This is a genomic window from Sphingomonas rhamnosi, assembly GCF_036663615.1.
Classification (GTDB): Bacteria; Pseudomonadota; Alphaproteobacteria; order Sphingomonadales; family Sphingomonadaceae; genus Sphingomonas.
The window spans coordinates 668712-684348 of sequence record NZ_JAXOJJ010000001.1 but is presented as its reverse complement, the minus strand read 5'-3'; the positions used below and the strand labels follow the sequence as shown (position 1 = coordinate 684348).

Here is a 15637-nt window from a genome sequence, read left to right as displayed (position 1 = left end):
CCTCTTACTCGTCAATCCCGAAATTCAATCCCCGCGACACATTCGGGTCGACCACAGCGACCAGGAAATACGCCCCGAACTGCTTCACCCGCTGTAGCCACCCGGTCTGCGCGCGGTAGGACTCCGCAGTGATCTCCGTCGACTTCGCCACCTCGCCATCGACATAGCCGCGCACATGCTCGGCAAACGCCGGGTCTTCGATCCGCAGCATCAGTTCCAGGTTGATGAACAGGCTGCGCATGTCGAAATTAGCCGAGCCGATATGGACCGCGTCATCGATCACATAGAGTTTGGTGTGCAGCTTGGTCGGCTGATATTCGAACACCCGCACGCCCTTGCGCAGCAACCCGGCATAGGTGAAGCGCGCCGCGGCGATCGTCGCAGTGTTGTCGGATTTGCTGGCGGTGACGATCCGCACCGCGGCGCGCCGCTTGCCCGCGCGGTCGAGCCGCCGCAGTAGCGCGGGGCTTGGCGTGAAATAGCCGGCGATGACGTCGATCCGGCTGCCCCCGCGCATGTCGTCCCGCACCGCGCGCGCCCAGGGTGACAGTTTGCGCGTCGGCCCACCGATCAGCCAGCGCGTCGTCCCCTGGCTCTCGCTCCACCGGGCCAGCGCCGCGTTGAGCCGGCGCAGCCGCCCCCTGCCATCGTGAATCCAGTCCTTGAGCGCATCGAAATAGCCCGCCATCCGTCCAGCCGCCGGCCCCTCGACCAGCAACCCCAGGTCGCGCCACGCTTGCTCGGCAACCGTGCCGAAATAATCGTCCTCGACGTTGAACCCGCCGATGATGATCCGGCATTCGTCGGCAAGTGCCAGCTTCTGGTGGTTGCGCAGCAGATAGCGGCGTCCGAAGCTGGCCGAGAAGCGGCAGACCCCCACGCCGGCTGCCTCGACCGGATCAAAGAAGCCGTCATCCGAGTCGTCGCTGCCGAACCCGTCGACGATCAGCGACACCGTGACGCCGCGCTCGGCGGCGGCGATCAGCGCCGCATTCACGCGCCGCCCCGATTCGTCGTCGGCGTAGATGTAATAGAGGATGCGCAGCGTACGCTCGGCGCCGTCGATCAGCGCGAGCAGCGCGTCGAGCCGCCGTGGGCCGGTGTCGAGCAGCGTCAGCGTGTTGCCATCGACGGTGAAGCTGGGTTGCGGCGCAGGCGTTTCCATGACGGCGCGTGATGGCCAGCACGCGCCGTCATGGCAAGTATGCGCATTTCTTGACTTGGCGCCGGCTGCAGCGTAGGCGACCCGTTCCCAATTATCGTTGTTGCGAGGAAGCGGCATGGCGCGCGTTACCGTCGAGGATTGCGTCGACAAGATCCCCAACCGGTTCGACCTGGTGCTGTTCGCAGCCCAGCGTGCGCGCCAGATCTCGGGCGGCGCCGAACTGACGCTCGAGCGCGACCGCGACAAGAACCCGGTCGTTGCGCTGCGCGAGATCGCCGACCAGAACGTCAAGCCTGCGCATCTCAAGGAGCAGGTGATCCAGGGTCTGCAAAAGGTCCGCGTCGACGACGACGACGAGGTCGATGCCGTCGGCAGCCTGTCCGCTTCGGCCGAGGCGCTCCGCCTGACCGCCGCCGCCCCGCCGCGGAACCAGAATCTGGGTGCCGATTACGAGGGGTGAGCATGAGCCAGCGATCTAACGCATAGCGTTAGATCGCGATCAGGCGAATGCCGGCCGGCGGGCAGAGCCCGACCGACGACGCGGCTTCGCCGCGGCGCTGAGATATGAACAAGCCCGTGGGTGACCCTCACGGGCTTTTTCGTGTCTGTTTCCCTGCCCGTTCGTACTGAGCGTAGTCGAAGCACAAGACCCGAACGCAGCCCTTCTACTTCGCTGAGGGCGAACGGGGATTAGACGTCCCAATCCGTCATGCCGGACGCGTTCCGGCATCCACCGTGCCGCATACTCTCAGGCCTCTTGGTACGCTGCACGGTGGACCCCGGACCAAGTCCGGGGTGACGAAGGGTTATTCCTCGTCGTCGTCGGCGACGGCTTCCCGCGAAGAACGTCCCTTGAACCCCTGCGCGACCACGAACCACTCGACCGATCCCTTGCGGCTCGCCGGCGGCTTCGCATGCTTCACGCTGTTGAAATTCCGCTTCATCTCGGCCACCAGCTGCGAATCCGCGCCCCCGGCAAACACTTTGGCCACGAACGCGCCGCCCGGCACGAGCACGTCGCACGCGAAATCGAGCGCGGTTTCGACCAGCGCCATCGTGCGCAGCGCATCGGTCTGCGGATGTCCCACCGTGTTCGCCGCCATATCCGACAGCACCAGATCCGGCGCGCCACCCAGCGCCTCGATCAGCTTCCCCGGCGCGGCATCGTCGAGGAAATCCATCTCCAGGATCGTCACCCCGTCGATCGGGTCGACCGGCAACAGGTCGATGCCCACCACGGTCGCACTGGGCAGCCGACGCCGCAACACCTGCGCCCAGCCGCCTGGCGCCAGCCCCAGATCGACGACGCGCTTCTTCCCGCGCAGGAACGCGAACCGCTCGTCGAGTTCGCTCAGCTTGTACGCCGCACGACTGCGAAAGCCGTCGGCCTTGGCGCGCTTGACGTACGGGTCGTTCAGTTGCCGCTCGAGCCAGCGCGTCGATTGCGGCGTGCGTTTCCGCGCGGTCAGCACGCGGGTATGCCCGCCGGAGCCCCCGCGACTCATGGCTTCTGCGCCCCCATCAGGCGGCGCAAGATGCCCTCGCGGATGCCGCGGTCGGCAATGCCGATGCGTTCGGCTGGCCACAAATCCATGATCGTCTCCAATATCGCGCAGCCCGCGACCACCAGGTCGGCGCGCTCGTTGCCGATGCACGGCAGTTTCGCCCGCTCCTCGATCGCCATGTGCGACAGGTCGGCGCTGATCTTCCGCATCGCGCTCGCGGGCACGATCAGCCCGTCGACCACCGCGCGGTCGTAATGGCTGAGCCCCAGATGCACGCTGCCGAGGGTCGTTACCGTGCCGCTGGTACCGAGCAGCCGCGGCCGATCGACGTCGCGCGGCAATCGGGCGGCGAAGTCGGCGAAGCTGCGTCCGACGATGTCGCGCATCCGCGCATAGGCATCGCGCCGCCCCTGTTCGCCGCTGCCGCCGCCGGCATGTTCGGTCAGCGACACCACGCCCCACGGCGCAGAATGCCAGTCGAGCACAGTCGGCAGGGTCGTCGACGTATCGATCAGCACCAGTTCGGTCGATCCGCCTCCGATGTCGAAGATCAGCGCAGGGTCGTCGCCCGGCTCGATCAGCGCGTGGCAGCCGAGCACCGCCAGCCGCGCTTCCTCTTCGGCCGAAATGATGTCGAGATGGATCCCGGTCTCTTCCAGCGCGCGCGCGATGAATGCTTCGCCGTTGGTCGCGCGCCGGCACGCCTCGGTCGCGACCGAGCGCGCCAGCGTGACGTTGCGGCGCTTCAGCTTGTCCGAGCAGACGCGCAGCGCGGCGATGGTACGCTCGATCGCCGCATCGCTCAGGCGCCCGGTCGCGGCGAGACCCTCGCCCAATCGGACGATCCGCGAAAACGCGTCGATCACCGCAAACCCGCCGTTCATCGGCCGTGCGATCAGCAATCTGCAATTGTTGGTACCCAGGTCCAGCGCGGCAAAGGCCTGCGCATCGGACCAACGGCCACGAGAGGGCCGGGTCGCCGCCGGACGGGCAGGAGTGTCCTGCCGGTACGGCATTCGGGCGGAACCATCCCCCATCGCCGCAAAACTCGCTATATATCTGCCGTCGCGGGACGATACCCGCTCGGTGCTTGCCTACAACGTAGCGCAGCACCGGCCCGAGAACAAGGTAAGCACCGCGCACGGTGCGCAAGGCGTTGACAGGACCGGAGCCGCCGCCTAGATCGCCGACCGCTGATGCCCCGTCGTCTAATGGTAAGACTGCGGTTTCTGATACCGCCTATTGAGGTTCGAATCCTCACGGGGCATCCAGCCTTCTCTCGCTCACGCGATTGAGAATCCACCACCTTAGATCGGATCGTGGCTCGCTCTTGACGGCCCCATTGGAACGCTCTGCGTGGGTTTGGTTAGCACGGCGCTAACCCTCAATTCGCGGAACGATCGCGGCGTCCGGCGGCTTGTGTCTCGTGTCTTTGCAAACGAACGCGAGAGGAATGACGATGAGCACCAATTTGGTATCCGCCGTATTCGATACCCATGCCGAAGCCGAACGCGCGGTGTCCGATCTCCGCAGCGCTGGGGTTCGCGACAGCGCCATTTCGATCGTTGCTCAGCATGATGGCAAGAACACCACCACCGATGGCAGCGGTGCCGACACGCAGGAGTTCGTCGGCAAGGTCGCCGCGGGTGCCGGGATCGGCACGCTGCTCGGCATCGCCGCGCTCGCGATCCCCGGCGTCGGCCCGCTGGTCGCGGCGGGTGCCATCGCGTCGGCGGCTATTCCCGCGGCGGCGGTTACCGGCGCAGCGCTGGGCGGCGCAGTCGGCGGCCTCGAGAAGGTGATGACCGACCACGGCGTCAGCCGCGTCGACGCGAGCTATTACGAGGGCCGCATCAACGAAGGCGGCGTCTTCGTCTCGGTCGACACCGGCGCGTCCAGCGTCAGCCCCGAAACGGCGTCGGACGTGCTGTATCGCTCGGGCGGACACAGCGCGACGCGGACCAAGGTTGCGATGGCATAACCGCCGCAGATTTCCGGAACCGATCGAACGAGGGGCGCTCCATAATCGGGGCGCCCTTTTTTCGTACCGCCGACCGTCGGTGGCGTTCAGGCCGGCTTTGCCAGCATCTTCTCTGCGCTGGTCTTCACGAACTCGCCGATCGGCCCCGCCATCATCGCCAGCATCATCGGGATCTTGACGATTCCGCCGACGCTCGTCTCGCCGATATCGAGATCGGCGGTGATCGTCTGACCCATCGCTTTGATCGCCAGCGCCAACCGATCCTCGCCCAGCCATCGCGGTACCACCGTCCCGCCGCCGGGGATGTGCGCCGCGAGTTTTGGTAGGCCCGCCTCGATCCGCCGCCGCGCCTCCTGCGCGCCGAGGTCATGGGGGATATCGAAGGTCATGTCGGCCATATCGGATGCTCGTCGGGGGGAGAGGCCGCAGCGGGTAGCGTCCGCGCCCTTTGGTCGCAAGCGCGTGGGCTCAGGGGGCGGGCTTCAGCTCGGCCAGCAGGGTGGGGATCAGTTCCGACACGGTAGGGTGGATCGGCACTGCCCAGCGCAGCGTGTCGAGCGGCTGGCCGGCGTGCATCATGTCGAGGATGCCGTGGATCGCCTCGTCGCCGCCGGTCCCCAGGATCGCGGCGCCGAGGATACGGCGAGTCTGCGCATCCGCGACGATCTTCATCAGCCCGGTCGTCTCGCCCTTCTCGACCGCGCGCGAGACGCGCGTCATCGGGCGGCTGGCGACAAGCAGCGGCCGGCCGGCCTCGCGCGCCTGCGTCTCGGTCATGCCGACGCGGCCGAGCGGCGGATCGGTGTAGAGCGCATAGCCGGGCAGCCGCTGGCTGAGCCGGCGGTCGCACAGGTCGAGCAGGTCGGCGGCGACGATTTCATAGTCGTTCCACGCGGTGTGCGTGAACGCGCCGCGGCCGTTGCAGTCGCCCAGTGCCCAGATACCCTGGACATTGGTCGCGAGCCGGTCGTTGACGGTGATATAGCCGTGCGCGTCGACCGCGACGCCAGCGGCGTCGAGCCCGAGATCGTCGGTGTTCGGGGTTCGGCCAACCGCGAGCAGCACGTGGCTGCCCACTACCTGCGGCTCGCCGTCGCTGCAGTCGACGCCGACCGCGATGCCGCCGGGATCGGGGGCGAAGGCGATGCAGGTCGCGCCGGTGCGCACCGTGATGCCCTCGGCCTCCAGCATCGCGCGGATCGCGTCGCTGATCTCGGGGTCTTCGCGTGCGATCAGTCGCGGGCCCTTTTCGACGATGGTGACTTGCGATCCGAACCGGCGGAACATCTGCGCGAATTCCAGGCCGATATAGCTGCCACCGACGATGACGAGATGCTCGGGCAGGACGTCCAGTGTCAGCAGGTCGGCGTTGGTTAGCGTGCGGACGTCATCGCTGCCCGGCATCGGCGGCCGGGCGGCGCGGCCACCGACGTTCAGGAAGATGCGCGGCGCGGTCAGTTCCTCGTCGCCGACCGCGATCGTCGTCGGGCTGGTGAGGCGGGCATGGCCGCGGATCAGCGTCAGTCCCGCCATGCCGGCCAGCCACGTTTCGTTGTTCTCGCGCGATGTCGCGGAAATCCGTTGCGCGCGCGCGATCACCGCGGGGAAATCGACCGTCACCGTGCCGGTGCCGACGCCGTACTCGGCGGCGCGGCGGGCGAGGTGCGCGGCATAGGCGCTCGCCACCATCGCCTTGGTCGGGGTGCAGCCGGTGTTGACGCAGGTACCGCCGATCTGCGCACGCTCGATCAGTGCGACGGTCATCCCCGCGCCGGTCAGCCGACCCGCCAGCGCCGGGCCCGCCTGGCCTGCGCCGATGACGATCGCGTCGAACCGCCTCACAATGCGGTGACGATCAGCGCGGCACCGAGGATCGCGACGATATCCTCGATCAGCGCCGCGGGCCGATCGCGTCCGAACGCCTGGGCAAGCCGCGCGCGCGCCGCGGCACCGCCATAGGTGCCGAGCACCGCGCCGACGATGCCGAGACCGACGCCGGGCCACAGGCTGCCGATCGACGCGCCGATCGCGCCGCCGCTTAGCCCGCCCATCAGCATCCGCGCGATGAACTGCGGTGGCACCTTGCGACTGGGCGTGCCGGCCAGCTTGTCGGTGACGAGTTCGCCGAGCGCCAGCAGCGTGAGGATCCACGGCGTGAAGCGATAGCCGAGAAAGGCGAGCAGCGTGCCGTCGAGCGGCAGCCCGCCGGAATGCGCCGCCCAGCTGACGGCGGCAGGGGCGGTGAGGGCGCGAAGGCCGGCGATGATGCCGATAAGCAAGGCGAACAGAAGCATGGCAGTCTCCCCATGGTGTTCCGGCGCCAGGATAGGCGATCTTTCCCGTTATACCAGCATCGAGATGGCACGCGTCGCCACGGCGCGATGTTGGCGTATACTGGCGCGCATGACCATGCGAATCGGTATTGGCGGCTGGACCTACGAGCCGTGGCGCGGGACCTTCTATCCCGAGAAATGGCCGCAGAAGCGCGAGCTGGAGTACGCCGCGAGCCACGTCACCGCGATCGAGATCAACGGCACCTATTATGGCAGCCAGAAGCCCGCGACCTGCTCGTCGCAGTTCTGAGCCTGCCATTCTGGCACTCGCATCCCGTATTGGTGATTGTCGGCTGGATCATGGCTCTCCTAGGAACCGGCGGCGAAGCCCAAACAGCCCGGCGTTGACCGGGCATTGCTTTTGACCACGCCGAGGCAGCAACGGCGGTATACGGGCGGTACGCTCGCGGCCGTCGGCGTTGTGGCGTTCCTAGTCGGACGGTGGTCCGGCACGCCGGAAGCGCCGACGAGGTCGGCACCGACAATGTCGCTTGTCGAGGCAGGGGCTCAACCGGCTCTGTGGATGCCGCCGAAGAGTCGATGACCGACCATCTGACGACGGCCGCGGACGAGCCGCGCGATGACCGCGTATACGGAACGACTGATGAGCCGGTCTATTACCGGAACTGATCTGCCGCGCGCGCCGCGGGGGTCACGCCGATCCGTGCGGGTGATCCGGGGTTTGCTTCGCATCTAGATCGTGATGGGGACGGAGTGGCTTGCGAATAAAGTTCGATGAAGAACGATCAGGCGGAGACTATCCTGAATGCCAGCTGCGATCGCATGCGGCTCGATCGGCATATTCCGGAAATCCAGAATCATGTGCCAATAGAGATTGCGCACAGCCAAACGGCCTCTAGATCGCCGCAACCGCCTTGACGACCGTACCTGGTGGGACATTCCGCGTGACGATCGCTCCCATGCCGATAAATGCCCCCTCGCCAATTACCAACGGCGCATCAGGCTGACCTTGCCGGATCATCGCGCCCGTTCCGATAAACACGTTGTCCCCAATATGGACGTTTCCGTTGCAACTGACGCGAGGCGACATCGTGACGAAATCGCCAACGATACATTCATGCGCGACATAGCTGTGAAGGTTCGCGTGGAAATGCCGGCCAATGCGACAATTCGCCTCGATGATCACGCCATGGGCCAGAATGGCGCCGGGACCCATTGCAGCCGCCCGAGACACGATTGCCGTGTCAGCCACCAGCCTGTCCCAGACTAGATCATCGCGCCGTCCAGCGACCAAGCGCCGAGTTTGCGGCCGTGAAATCGCAATGACCGCGCGGCCCTGCGAGGGAACATCGGCGACGTCCACCACGGGATATCCGGCCATTTCAGCAATCGCTGCATCGTCAGCAATGACGATGGACCGTCCCTGCGCCGCCAACTGATCAAGCGTATCCAGCATCTGCAAGGCAAATCCGCCTGCGCCCAGGACATACAACGGCTTCTTCGTTTCCCGGTCAGGCATGGCTGCGGACGGACACCGATCGCCGAGCGCTGACACTCTCGCGCATCCAGTCGACCGTCTCTCGCTCGGGCGTAAATTCCGGCACTAGCTCGCGCAGGAATGCAATGGCCCGCTCACCATCCTCGTCGCGCGCTGCCTCTGCAAGTGGCGCCAAAAAGGATTCGAGCTCGCTAATTGGAATATAGGGTTCTTGTGCCATAAAGATTCGCGGGTGAGATGTGGTTAGTGGGTTGTTGCCGATGAGCAATTCTTCGTAAAGCTTTTCGCCTGGGCGCAGTCCCACCGATACTATCTCGATTTCGCCGTCGGGATTGCCCGCATCCCGCCGGGTCAGACCGCACAGCTGGATCATCTTCTCGGCTAGATCGAGTATTTTGATCGGTTCTCCCATATCCAGAACGAAGACCTCGCCTCCCTCGGCCATGGCGCCCGCCTGAATCACGAGCTGGGCCGCCTCCGGTATAGTCATAAAGAAGCGGACGACGCCGAAGTCGGTAATGGTGATTGGCCCCCCCGCCGCGATCTGGCGCCGAAACAACGGGACTACAGAGCCGCTTGATCCCAGGACGTTGCCGAACCGGACCATATTGAAACAGGTGCTCGGATATTCCCTGTCGAGAGCTTGCAGCGTCAGTTCCGCCGCCCTCTTGGTTGCTCCCATCACATTCGTCGGACGCACCGCCTTGTCCGTGCTCACCAAAACGAAGTTTTTGACCTTCTTCCGGCCGGCGAGGCGGGCGATCGTCAGCGTGCCGAAGATATTGTTCTGAATACCCTGTGACACATTGTGTTCAACCAACGGCACATGCTTGTATGCGGCGGCATGATAGATCGTGTCCACTGCCCATGTATCAAGCAGGGCCTCGAAGCGGTTCGCGTCAAGTACCGAACCGATGATCGGAACGCATTCGACTGAGGAATCAAGCAGAACGGTGTTCAATAGCTCCTGATGAATGGAGTATAACGCATATTCGTTCAATTCGAACAGTATGAGCCGCGTTGGTCCAACAGCCGCGATTTGACGGCACAGTTCGCTTCCGATCGAGCCTCCGGCGCCGGTCACCAGCACGGTCTTTCCAGCAATCGTTCGAGACAGCAACACGGCATCGGGTTCGATTGCCGGGCGTCCCAGCAGGTCCTCGACATCGAGTTCGCGCAAATCGGTGACGCTCACCCGCCCGCTCGCCAAATCGATAATGCCCGGCAGGGTGCGCACGTGGACGCCGGTATGTTTGAGTTCCTCAATGATCTGCTGGCGCCGGATCCGCGGGACCGACGGCAGCGCCAGATAGATTTCGGCCACGTTCAATCGTGCGACCGCCACCCGTGCCGCGGCTGAAGGGATGATCGGAACGCCGTCGATCGTGCTTTGATGAAGCGCGGAATCATCATCAATGAAACCCACGACGCGGATTTCCCCGGATCCCCGCAATGCTCCGGCCAACTGGCGGCCCGATGCCCCGGCGCCATAGATCAGGACGCGGGGACGATCCTTCACGCTTGTCAGGTCGCTTAGCCAAACCTGCGCAAACACGCGCGAGATCGACATCAATAGAAACAGCAAGATGGGCTGAAGGACCCCCACCGTCCGCGGAACACCTGATATGCTCCCGAACGTGAACACGGTGGCGTAGAACAATCCATAGATCAGGACGGCGCGACCGATCACCAACAGTGCTCGCGACCCAGCCTGACTGAAGATCGTGCGGTACAGACCCCCAACGGCAAAAACGGGAAATGCGAGACAGACGGCCACAATCGTAGCCGGCCACAATTGTAGGCCCGATTGCGGGATCTCCCCCAGTCGCAACCACACCGCGAGATAAACAGATACCCCACCGAGTGCGGCGTCGAGAAGTGCGACGAGTCCACGCTTGGAGCCTCGCGACATTAGCGAAATCCAGCGAGCCAACGAGCGGTGAAAGAAAGTGGTCGCCACGACGTATGATCCTAGTTGATTCGACTGCGCCAGAACGCCAGGATGTCGGAAAGCGTCGCTTCGAATGGGATGACCGGCTGCCAATCTAGCATCATTCTTGCTCTATCGGCATTCCCCCCGGCATAGCCGGTTTCCGCTCGGCGGATAAGGGCGGCGTCCTGCAGGACCGAAACCTTTGCCGTACTGAGAGACAAGAGCAGGTTCAGCATGTCCCCGATGCAAATGCGACGGCCGCCAGCGATATTCACGACCGTCCCCCGCCAACAGGGGGCTGGAGCCTCGAATGCCAGCGCATAGGCCCTGGCGACATCGCGCACGTCGAGAAATTCACGCGTAGCTGAGAGATCGCCAACCTTCATCACCGGCTCGCGCCGACCCGCCTCGATTTCGGCGATCTGGCGCGCAAACGCGCTTACCACGAAGCGATCGTCCTGCCCGGGGCCAATATGGTTGAAGGGGCGAAGCCGAATGACTTGCAGACCATTGGCCGCCGCGGCTCCCAGCGTAAGATCCCCCGCCGCCTTGGACAGAGAATAAGCGTTCAACGGTGCGATAACTGCGTCTTCGGCTAACGGCATCGCACTGGTCTGCAGCGTTGCGCCGTAGACGTCGGCGCTACCCACATGGACCAAGCGCGCGGCGGGCACGTATGTCAGCAAAGACTGCGCCAGATGCCGCGTACCGTGCAGGTTGACGTCATAGGCGCGCAAGACGTCCGCTTCGGCATCATGCACTGCAGAAATGCCCGCCAGATGCAGGACGCCGTCGGGCCGATGGCGGGATATGAAGCTCTCAACGGCGGTCTGCTCGGTCACGTCCAAGCGCTCGATGGACGCTTCGATCGGCAGGCGCCACGTCGCCTGCCATTCACCGCGCGTCGTCAGGATCAACGACGCACCAGGAAAACGTTGCGTCAGTGCCTCGACCGCCCAACGGCCGACAAAGCCATCCGCACCTGTGATGACGATACGCTTCATACCGCTTCGATCAGTTCCGTCGGTCCAGGCCCTGCCGGATACGGAGGAGGTCGGCGTCGACCATTTCGGTGATCATCTCTTCTAGCGTGATCGCCGGTTCCCAGCCAAACGCCGCCTTTGCCTTGGAGGCATCGCCAAGCAGCACCTCGACTTCGGCCGGGCGGTAGAATGCGGGATCGATCACGACATGATCGTCCATGTCCAGCCCGACATGGGAAAAAGCGATCCGGCACATGTCGCGCACCGTCACGGTGCGCCCGGTGGCGATCACATAGTCGTCCGCTATTTCCTGCTGCAGCATCAGCCACATGGCCCGGACATAATCACGTGAATGGCCCCAATCGCGCTTGGCGTCGATATTGCCCAGCCGCAGTTCGGTGTCGAGCCCGAGCTTGATGCGGGCAACAGCATCCGTCACCTTACGGGTAACGAATTCGACCCCGCGCAGCGGGCTTTCGTGATTGAACAAGATCCCCGACGAGGCGTGCATGCCAAAGCTCTCGCGGTAATTGACGGTAATCCAATGTCCGTAGAGCTTGGCGACCGCATAGGGCGAACGGGGATAGAAGGGCGTTTGCTCGTCCTGCACCGGCTGCTGGATAAGGCCGTACATCTCTGAGGACGAGGCCTGGTAAAATCGGATGTCAGGATTAACGAGTCGGATCGCTTCCAATGCATTGGTCACGCCTAATGCAGTGATGTGCCCGGTCAGCAGCGGCTGCGCCCAAGACGATGCGACAAAGGATTGCGCAGCCAGATTGTAGAACTCTGCTGGGTTCACATCCTTCACCACCCGCATCAGCGATGACATGTCCAGAAGATTTGCATCATGCAGCCGGACATCCTTTTCGATACCGAGCCATCGCAAGCGATGATCTGCGATACCGGCATGTGAAGACCTGCGTACGACACCGTGAACTTCATAGCCTTCTTTAAGCAAAAGCTGGGCTAGATAAGCGCCATCTTGACCAGTGATACCGGTGATAAGCGCTGTTTTCTTGCCCATCTTCTTCCCTTATTCTTTTACGTGTGCGCAACAAACTGCGGTCTTGCGCCTGCGTGCCTCCCCCTACAAGGCAGGTTCGATTTTGCAAGTGGACAATCTAGAACGCCAACGGCAAGGCGGGGCCGCATGAAAAAAGCACGAACTGCCTATCTGGTGGCAAAGCGAGTACTCGACATCGTGGCGGCGGCCGGTGCGTTGACCCTTGCCGCCGTGCCTCTGGCGGTCGCGGCGATCCTGATCCGTGTGCGCCTCGGTGCACCGATCTTGTTTCGGCAGGTGCGGCCTGGGCGGGGCGGCAGGCCGTTTATGATCTTCAAGTTTCGCACAATGTCGGACGCACGAGATCCGTCGGGGCAACTGCTTCCCGACGAGGTCCGGCTCGGTGCCTTTGGTCGCGCCTTGCGGCGGTGGAGCGTTGACGAACTACCACAATTGTTCAACGTATTGCGCGGAGACATGAGCTTCATCGGCCCACGTCCGCTCCTGATGCAGTATCTGCCGCTCTACGATGCCTGGCAATCGCGGCGGATGGAGGTGCGTCCTGGAATCACCGGCTGGGCGCAGGTCCGCGGTCGCAACCGGTCGACATGGCCCCAACGCTTTGCCGATGACGTCTATTATGTGGATCATGTGAGCCTCGGCCTCGATCTGCGCATTCTTCTGCTTACCCTGCGCAAGGTGGTGAGCGGGGACGGCGTCAGCGCGGAGGGCCAAGCGACGGTAGAGCCGTTTCGCGGGAACCCCTAGTCCGGCGCGGAAGCGCATGATCCCCATCAAAGGTGGACAGGCAGGCGGTCGTGTGCGAGGCGGGCGCCGCTTTTTTGTGTGATTAACGAGGGATTGAGATGCTGAAGGTCCTTACGATCGTTGGAACTCGGCCCGAGGCAATCAAGATGGCGCCGTTGATCCGTGCTCTGGCCGAAGCAAGCGATATAGAGGCACGTCTGTGCCTGACCGCGCAGCACCGCGATATGCTTGATCAGGTGCTTGAGGTCTTCGATCTTCGTCCCGACTTCGATCTCGATCTGATGCGGGCCGGGCAGGATCTAACCGACGTGACCTGCGGTATTCTGGCGGGGCTCAAGGATGTCTTTTCGCAGTGGCGGCCAGACATCGTTCTTGTCCACGGTGATACCGCCACGACGCTGGGCGGTGCCCTGGCCGCCTATTATCATCGCATTCCGCTCGGCCATGTTGAGGCTGGTCTGCGAAGCGGAGATCTCGCGTCGCCCTGGCCCGAGGAGGGCAACCGGCGCCTGACCAGCGTGATCACCGCGCTTCATTTCGCGCCAACGGAAACGGCCAAAGCGCATCTTCTGCGCGAAGGCTCGGATCCCAAAACCATCCTTGTGACCGGCAATACCGTGATCGATGCGCTTCTCAGTGTCGTTCCGGAGACGTCCGCTCCGCAGCGGGCGGCCGAACTCGACGCCGCATTGCCGATGATTGCGGCAGATGCGCGGATTCTGCTCGTCACGGGCCATCGACGTGAGAGTTTCGGCGGCGGTTTCGAGCGTATCTGTCAGGCGTTGTCGATCATTGCCGCACGGTATCCGGAACTGCAGATCGTCTACCCCGTGCACCTCAACCCCAACGTGCGCGAACCCGTCAATCGGTTGCTCGCGGACCGCAGCAATGTCCATTTGATCGAACCGCTGGGCTATTTGGGTTTCGTGCGCCTGATGTCGCGCTCTCATCTGATCCTCACTGATTCCGGGGGCGTGCAAGAAGAGGCGCCTTCGCTGGGCAAGCCGGTACTGGTGATGCGCGACGTGAGCGAGCGGCTGGAAGCCGTGGATGCAGGCACCGTCGTCCTGGTCGGCACAGACGTCGATCGGATCGTCGCTGAAGTCTGCTCTCTGCTCGACGATGCGGATCGCTACGACACGATGAGCCGCGCCCATAATCCCTATGGCGATGGCCACGCCTGCGCGCGGATCCTGGATGGGTTGCGCGCCTGGTATGGCTCCACCGTCACCCCTGCTCTAGGAAAACGTTCATGAAAGTCTGCATTGTCGGCCTGGGCTATATCGGCCTTCCTACAGCGGCGGTTATCGCGGGTCGTGGCATTCAGGTTGTCGGCCTCGACGTGAGCCAGGTCGCGGTAGATGCGGTCAATGCCGGCCGCCCCCATATCGTGGAGCCCGGGCTGCCCGAGCTAGTGGCGGATGTGGTTCAGAAGGGCCACCTGCGCGCAACCGTCACGCCCGAGCCGGCCGATGTGTTCGTGGTTGCCGTGCCGACCCCCTTTACCGAGGATCGCCAGCCCGATCTGAAGTACATTTCGTCGGCCATCCGGACGATCGCCCCATTGGTCGAGCCCGGCAACCTGATCATCCTGGAATCAACCTCGCCCGTCGGCGCCACCGAGCAGATGGCGCGTTGGCTCGCAGAGGTCCGTCCGGATCTGAAGCTGCCTCTCGGCGAAGCCGCCGGGCAGGCCGAGGTGCGCATCGCGCACTGCCCCGAGCGCGTGCTGCCGGGCAAGATCATCCGCGAACTGGTCGAAAACGACCGCGTCATCGGTGGCCTGTCGCCGGCCTGCTCGGAAACCGCACGCGATTTCTATCGCAGCTTCGTCGAAGGCGAATGCATCGTTACCGACGCGCGTACCGCCGAGATGTGCAAGCTGGCAGAGAACAGCTTTCGCGACGTCAACATCGCCTATGCGAACGAAATGTCGGTGATCTGCGATCGTCTGGGCATTGACGTCTGGGAGCTGATCGCGCTCGCCAACCGTCACCCGCGCGTCAACATCCTGTCCCCCGGCCCGGGCGTCGGCGGCCATTGCATCGCCGTCGATCCCTGGTTCATCGTTGCATCGGCACCTGATCAGGCGCGGCTGATCCGCACGGCGCGCAACGTCAACGACGATAAGGAGCAATGGGTCATCGATCGCGTCGCCGATCGTCTGGCCGGCAAGGATGCCGCAGGCGGGCGGGCGACCGTCGCTTGCTACGGCCTGGCCTTCAAACCGGACATCGACGATCTGCGCGAAAGTCCGGCGGTGGCAATCACGCGCCGTTTGAGCGAGATGTTCGGCGATCGCGTCATTGCGGTGGAGCCCAACATCGATGAGATGCCCGCCCAACTCGCCGCGGTGCGTTTGGTTGATCTCGAAACCGCGCTGGACACCGCCGACCTTCACGTCCTGCTCGTCGATCACCAGCCGTTCCGCGCCTTGGCACGCGAGCGGCTGGCCGATCTGGACATCATCGACACCCGCGGCGCATGGCTCCGATAGGATAGAC

At 63.9% G+C, this 15637-nt stretch carries 15 protein-coding genes, 1 tRNA gene and 2 pseudogenes; 8 read left to right on the top strand and 10 right to left on the bottom strand.

The genetic code is table 11. The features are described 5' to 3' along the window. Positions 1-4 precede the first annotated feature (4 nt). Entirely contained in the window at positions 5-1165 is a 1161-nt protein-coding gene (locus U1701_RS03330; protein ID WP_332781101.1) for a phospholipase D-like domain-containing protein, read from the bottom strand. A gap of 115 nt (positions 1166-1280) precedes the next feature. Here U1701_RS03330 and rpoZ point away from each other — a divergent pair, with 115 nt between their 5' ends. Next, positions 1281-1625 carry a DNA-directed RNA polymerase subunit omega gene (gene rpoZ, locus U1701_RS03325; RefSeq protein WP_147083484.1) on the top strand — a complete coding sequence of 115 codons (345 nt, stop codon included), beginning with the start codon at positions 1281-1283 and terminating at the stop codon, positions 1623-1625. A gap of 346 nt (positions 1626-1971) precedes the next feature. Here rpoZ and U1701_RS03320 read toward each other — a convergent pair whose 3' ends face one another. Both U1701_RS03320 and U1701_RS03315 read right to left on the bottom strand, forming a co-directional pair. Further along, on the bottom strand, positions 1972-2670 hold the full coding sequence (locus U1701_RS03320; protein WP_332781100.1) for an RlmE family RNA methyltransferase: 699 nt from the start codon (positions 2668-2670) through the stop codon (positions 1972-1974). Then, positions 2667-3686, bottom strand: coding sequence for a Ppx/GppA phosphatase family protein (locus U1701_RS03315; protein WP_332781099.1), 1020 nt, complete (start codon positions 3684-3686; stop codon positions 2667-2669). Before U1701_RS03315 ends, U1701_RS03320 begins: the two co-directional genes overlap by 4 nt. A gap of 181 nt (positions 3687-3867) precedes the next feature. Here U1701_RS03315 and U1701_RS03310 point away from each other — a divergent pair. Then, positions 3868-3941, top strand: a tRNA-Gln gene (locus U1701_RS03310). Positions 3942-4129: 188 nt separating this feature from the next. Beyond that, positions 4130-4651 carry a hypothetical protein gene (locus U1701_RS03305; RefSeq protein WP_332781098.1) on the top strand — a complete coding sequence of 174 codons (522 nt, stop codon included), beginning with the start codon at positions 4130-4132 and terminating at the stop codon, positions 4649-4651. An 86-nt stretch (positions 4652-4737) separates the two neighbouring features. Here U1701_RS03305 and U1701_RS03300 read toward each other — a convergent pair whose 3' ends face one another. The 3 genes from U1701_RS03300 to U1701_RS03290 form a co-directional block, all read right to left on the bottom strand. Continuing rightward, a complete protein-coding gene (locus U1701_RS03300; protein WP_332781097.1) occupies positions 4738-5040 on the bottom strand; it encodes a hypothetical protein in 303 nt (100 codons plus the stop codon). A 79-nt stretch (positions 5041-5119) separates the two neighbouring features. Continuing rightward, a complete protein-coding gene (locus tag U1701_RS03295; protein WP_332781096.1) occupies positions 5120-6493 on the bottom strand; it encodes an FAD-containing oxidoreductase in 1374 nt (457 codons plus the stop codon). After that, positions 6490-6945, bottom strand: coding sequence for a DUF4126 domain-containing protein (locus U1701_RS03290; protein WP_332781095.1), 456 nt, complete (start codon positions 6943-6945; stop codon positions 6490-6492). Before U1701_RS03290 ends, U1701_RS03295 begins: the two co-directional genes overlap by 4 nt. A gap of 109 nt (positions 6946-7054) precedes the next feature. On the opposite strand from U1701_RS03290, the pseudogene U1701_RS03285 reads away from it, so the two are divergent. Together U1701_RS03285 and U1701_RS03280 are read left to right on the top strand one after the other, a co-directional pair. Further along, positions 7055-7216 (top strand): annotated as a pseudogene (locus tag U1701_RS03285) (DUF72 domain-containing protein); the annotation flags it as partial. A 410-nt stretch (positions 7217-7626) separates the two neighbouring features. After that, positions 7627-7713: pseudogene (locus U1701_RS03280) on the top strand (excalibur calcium-binding domain-containing protein); the annotation flags it as partial. A 127-nt stretch (positions 7714-7840) separates the two neighbouring features. On the opposite strand, the gene U1701_RS03275 reads toward U1701_RS03280, so the two are convergent. From U1701_RS03275 to U1701_RS03260, 4 genes are read right to left on the bottom strand one after another with little or no spacing between them, the layout of a single operon-like run. Continuing rightward, positions 7841-8464, bottom strand: a complete 624-nt coding sequence (locus U1701_RS03275) for an acetyltransferase (protein WP_332781094.1) — start codon at positions 8462-8464, stop codon at positions 7841-7843. Further along, a complete protein-coding gene (locus U1701_RS03270) occupies positions 8457-10403 on the bottom strand; it encodes a polysaccharide biosynthesis protein (RefSeq protein WP_332781093.1) in 1947 nt (648 codons plus the stop codon). The genes U1701_RS03275 and U1701_RS03270 overlap by 8 nt, the downstream gene beginning before the upstream one ends. Before the next feature lie 11 nt (positions 10404-10414). Beyond that, complete coding sequence (locus tag U1701_RS03265) at positions 10415-11380, bottom strand: NAD-dependent epimerase/dehydratase family protein (RefSeq protein ID WP_332781092.1); 966 nt, start codon at positions 11378-11380, stop codon at positions 10415-10417. Between the two features lie 10 nt (positions 11381-11390). Further along, positions 11391-12386, bottom strand: a complete 996-nt coding sequence (locus U1701_RS03260) for a GDP-mannose 4,6-dehydratase (protein ID WP_332781091.1) — start codon at positions 12384-12386, stop codon at positions 11391-11393. Positions 12387-12512: 126 nt separating this feature from the next. Here U1701_RS03260 and U1701_RS03255 point away from each other — a divergent pair, with 126 nt between their 5' ends. From U1701_RS03255 to wecC, 3 genes are all read left to right on the top strand, one after another. Beyond that, positions 12513-13133, top strand: a complete 621-nt coding sequence (locus tag U1701_RS03255) for a sugar transferase (RefSeq protein ID WP_332781090.1) — start codon at positions 12513-12515, stop codon at positions 13131-13133. 98 nt (positions 13134-13231) lie between these two features. Then, positions 13232-14389, top strand: a complete 1158-nt coding sequence (gene wecB / locus U1701_RS03250; RefSeq protein ID WP_332781089.1) for a non-hydrolyzing UDP-N-acetylglucosamine 2-epimerase — start codon at positions 13232-13234, stop codon at positions 14387-14389. Further along, positions 14386-15630: a UDP-N-acetyl-D-mannosamine dehydrogenase gene (gene wecC / locus U1701_RS03245; protein ID WP_332781088.1), complete on the top strand. Its 1245-nt coding sequence runs from the start codon at positions 14386-14388 to the stop codon at positions 15628-15630. The genes wecB and wecC overlap by 4 nt, the downstream gene beginning before the upstream one ends. The last annotated feature ends 7 nt before the right edge of the window (positions 15631-15637 follow it).

Coding starts and splice junctions, on each gene's coding strand:
- U1701_RS03275 (WP_332781094.1), bottom strand. CDS start 8,464: ATGCCTGACCGGGAAACGAAGAAGCCGTTGTATGTCCTGGGCGCAGGC.
- U1701_RS03300 (WP_332781097.1), bottom strand. CDS start 5,040: ATGACCTTCGATATCCCCCATGACCTCGGCGCGCAGGAGGCGCGGCGG.
- wecB (WP_332781089.1), top strand. CDS start 13,232: ATGCTGAAGGTCCTTACGATCGTTGGAACTCGGCCCGAGGCAATCAAG.
- U1701_RS03260 (WP_332781091.1), bottom strand. CDS start 12,386: ATGGGCAAGAAAACAGCGCTTATCACCGGTATCACTGGTCAAGATGGC.
- wecC (WP_332781088.1), top strand. CDS start 14,386: ATGAAAGTCTGCATTGTCGGCCTGGGCTATATCGGCCTTCCTACAGCG.
- U1701_RS03255 (WP_332781090.1), top strand. CDS start 12,513: ATGAAAAAAGCACGAACTGCCTATCTGGTGGCAAAGCGAGTACTCGAC.
- U1701_RS03265 (WP_332781092.1), bottom strand. CDS start 11,380: ATGAAGCGTATCGTCATCACAGGTGCGGATGGCTTTGTCGGCCGTTGG.
- U1701_RS03305 (WP_332781098.1), top strand. CDS start 4,130: ATGAGCACCAATTTGGTATCCGCCGTATTCGATACCCATGCCGAAGCC.
- U1701_RS03320 (WP_332781100.1), bottom strand. CDS start 2,670: ATGAGTCGCGGGGGCTCCGGCGGGCATACCCGCGTGCTGACCGCGCGG.
- rpoZ (WP_147083484.1), top strand. CDS start 1,281: ATGGCGCGCGTTACCGTCGAGGATTGCGTCGACAAGATCCCCAACCGG.
- U1701_RS03290 (WP_332781095.1), bottom strand. CDS start 6,945: ATGCTTCTGTTCGCCTTGCTTATCGGCATCATCGCCGGCCTTCGCGCC.
- U1701_RS03330 (WP_332781101.1), bottom strand. CDS start 1,165: ATGGAAACGCCTGCGCCGCAACCCAGCTTCACCGTCGATGGCAACACG.
- U1701_RS03315 (WP_332781099.1), bottom strand. CDS start 3,686: ATGCCGTACCGGCAGGACACTCCTGCCCGTCCGGCGGCGACCCGGCCC.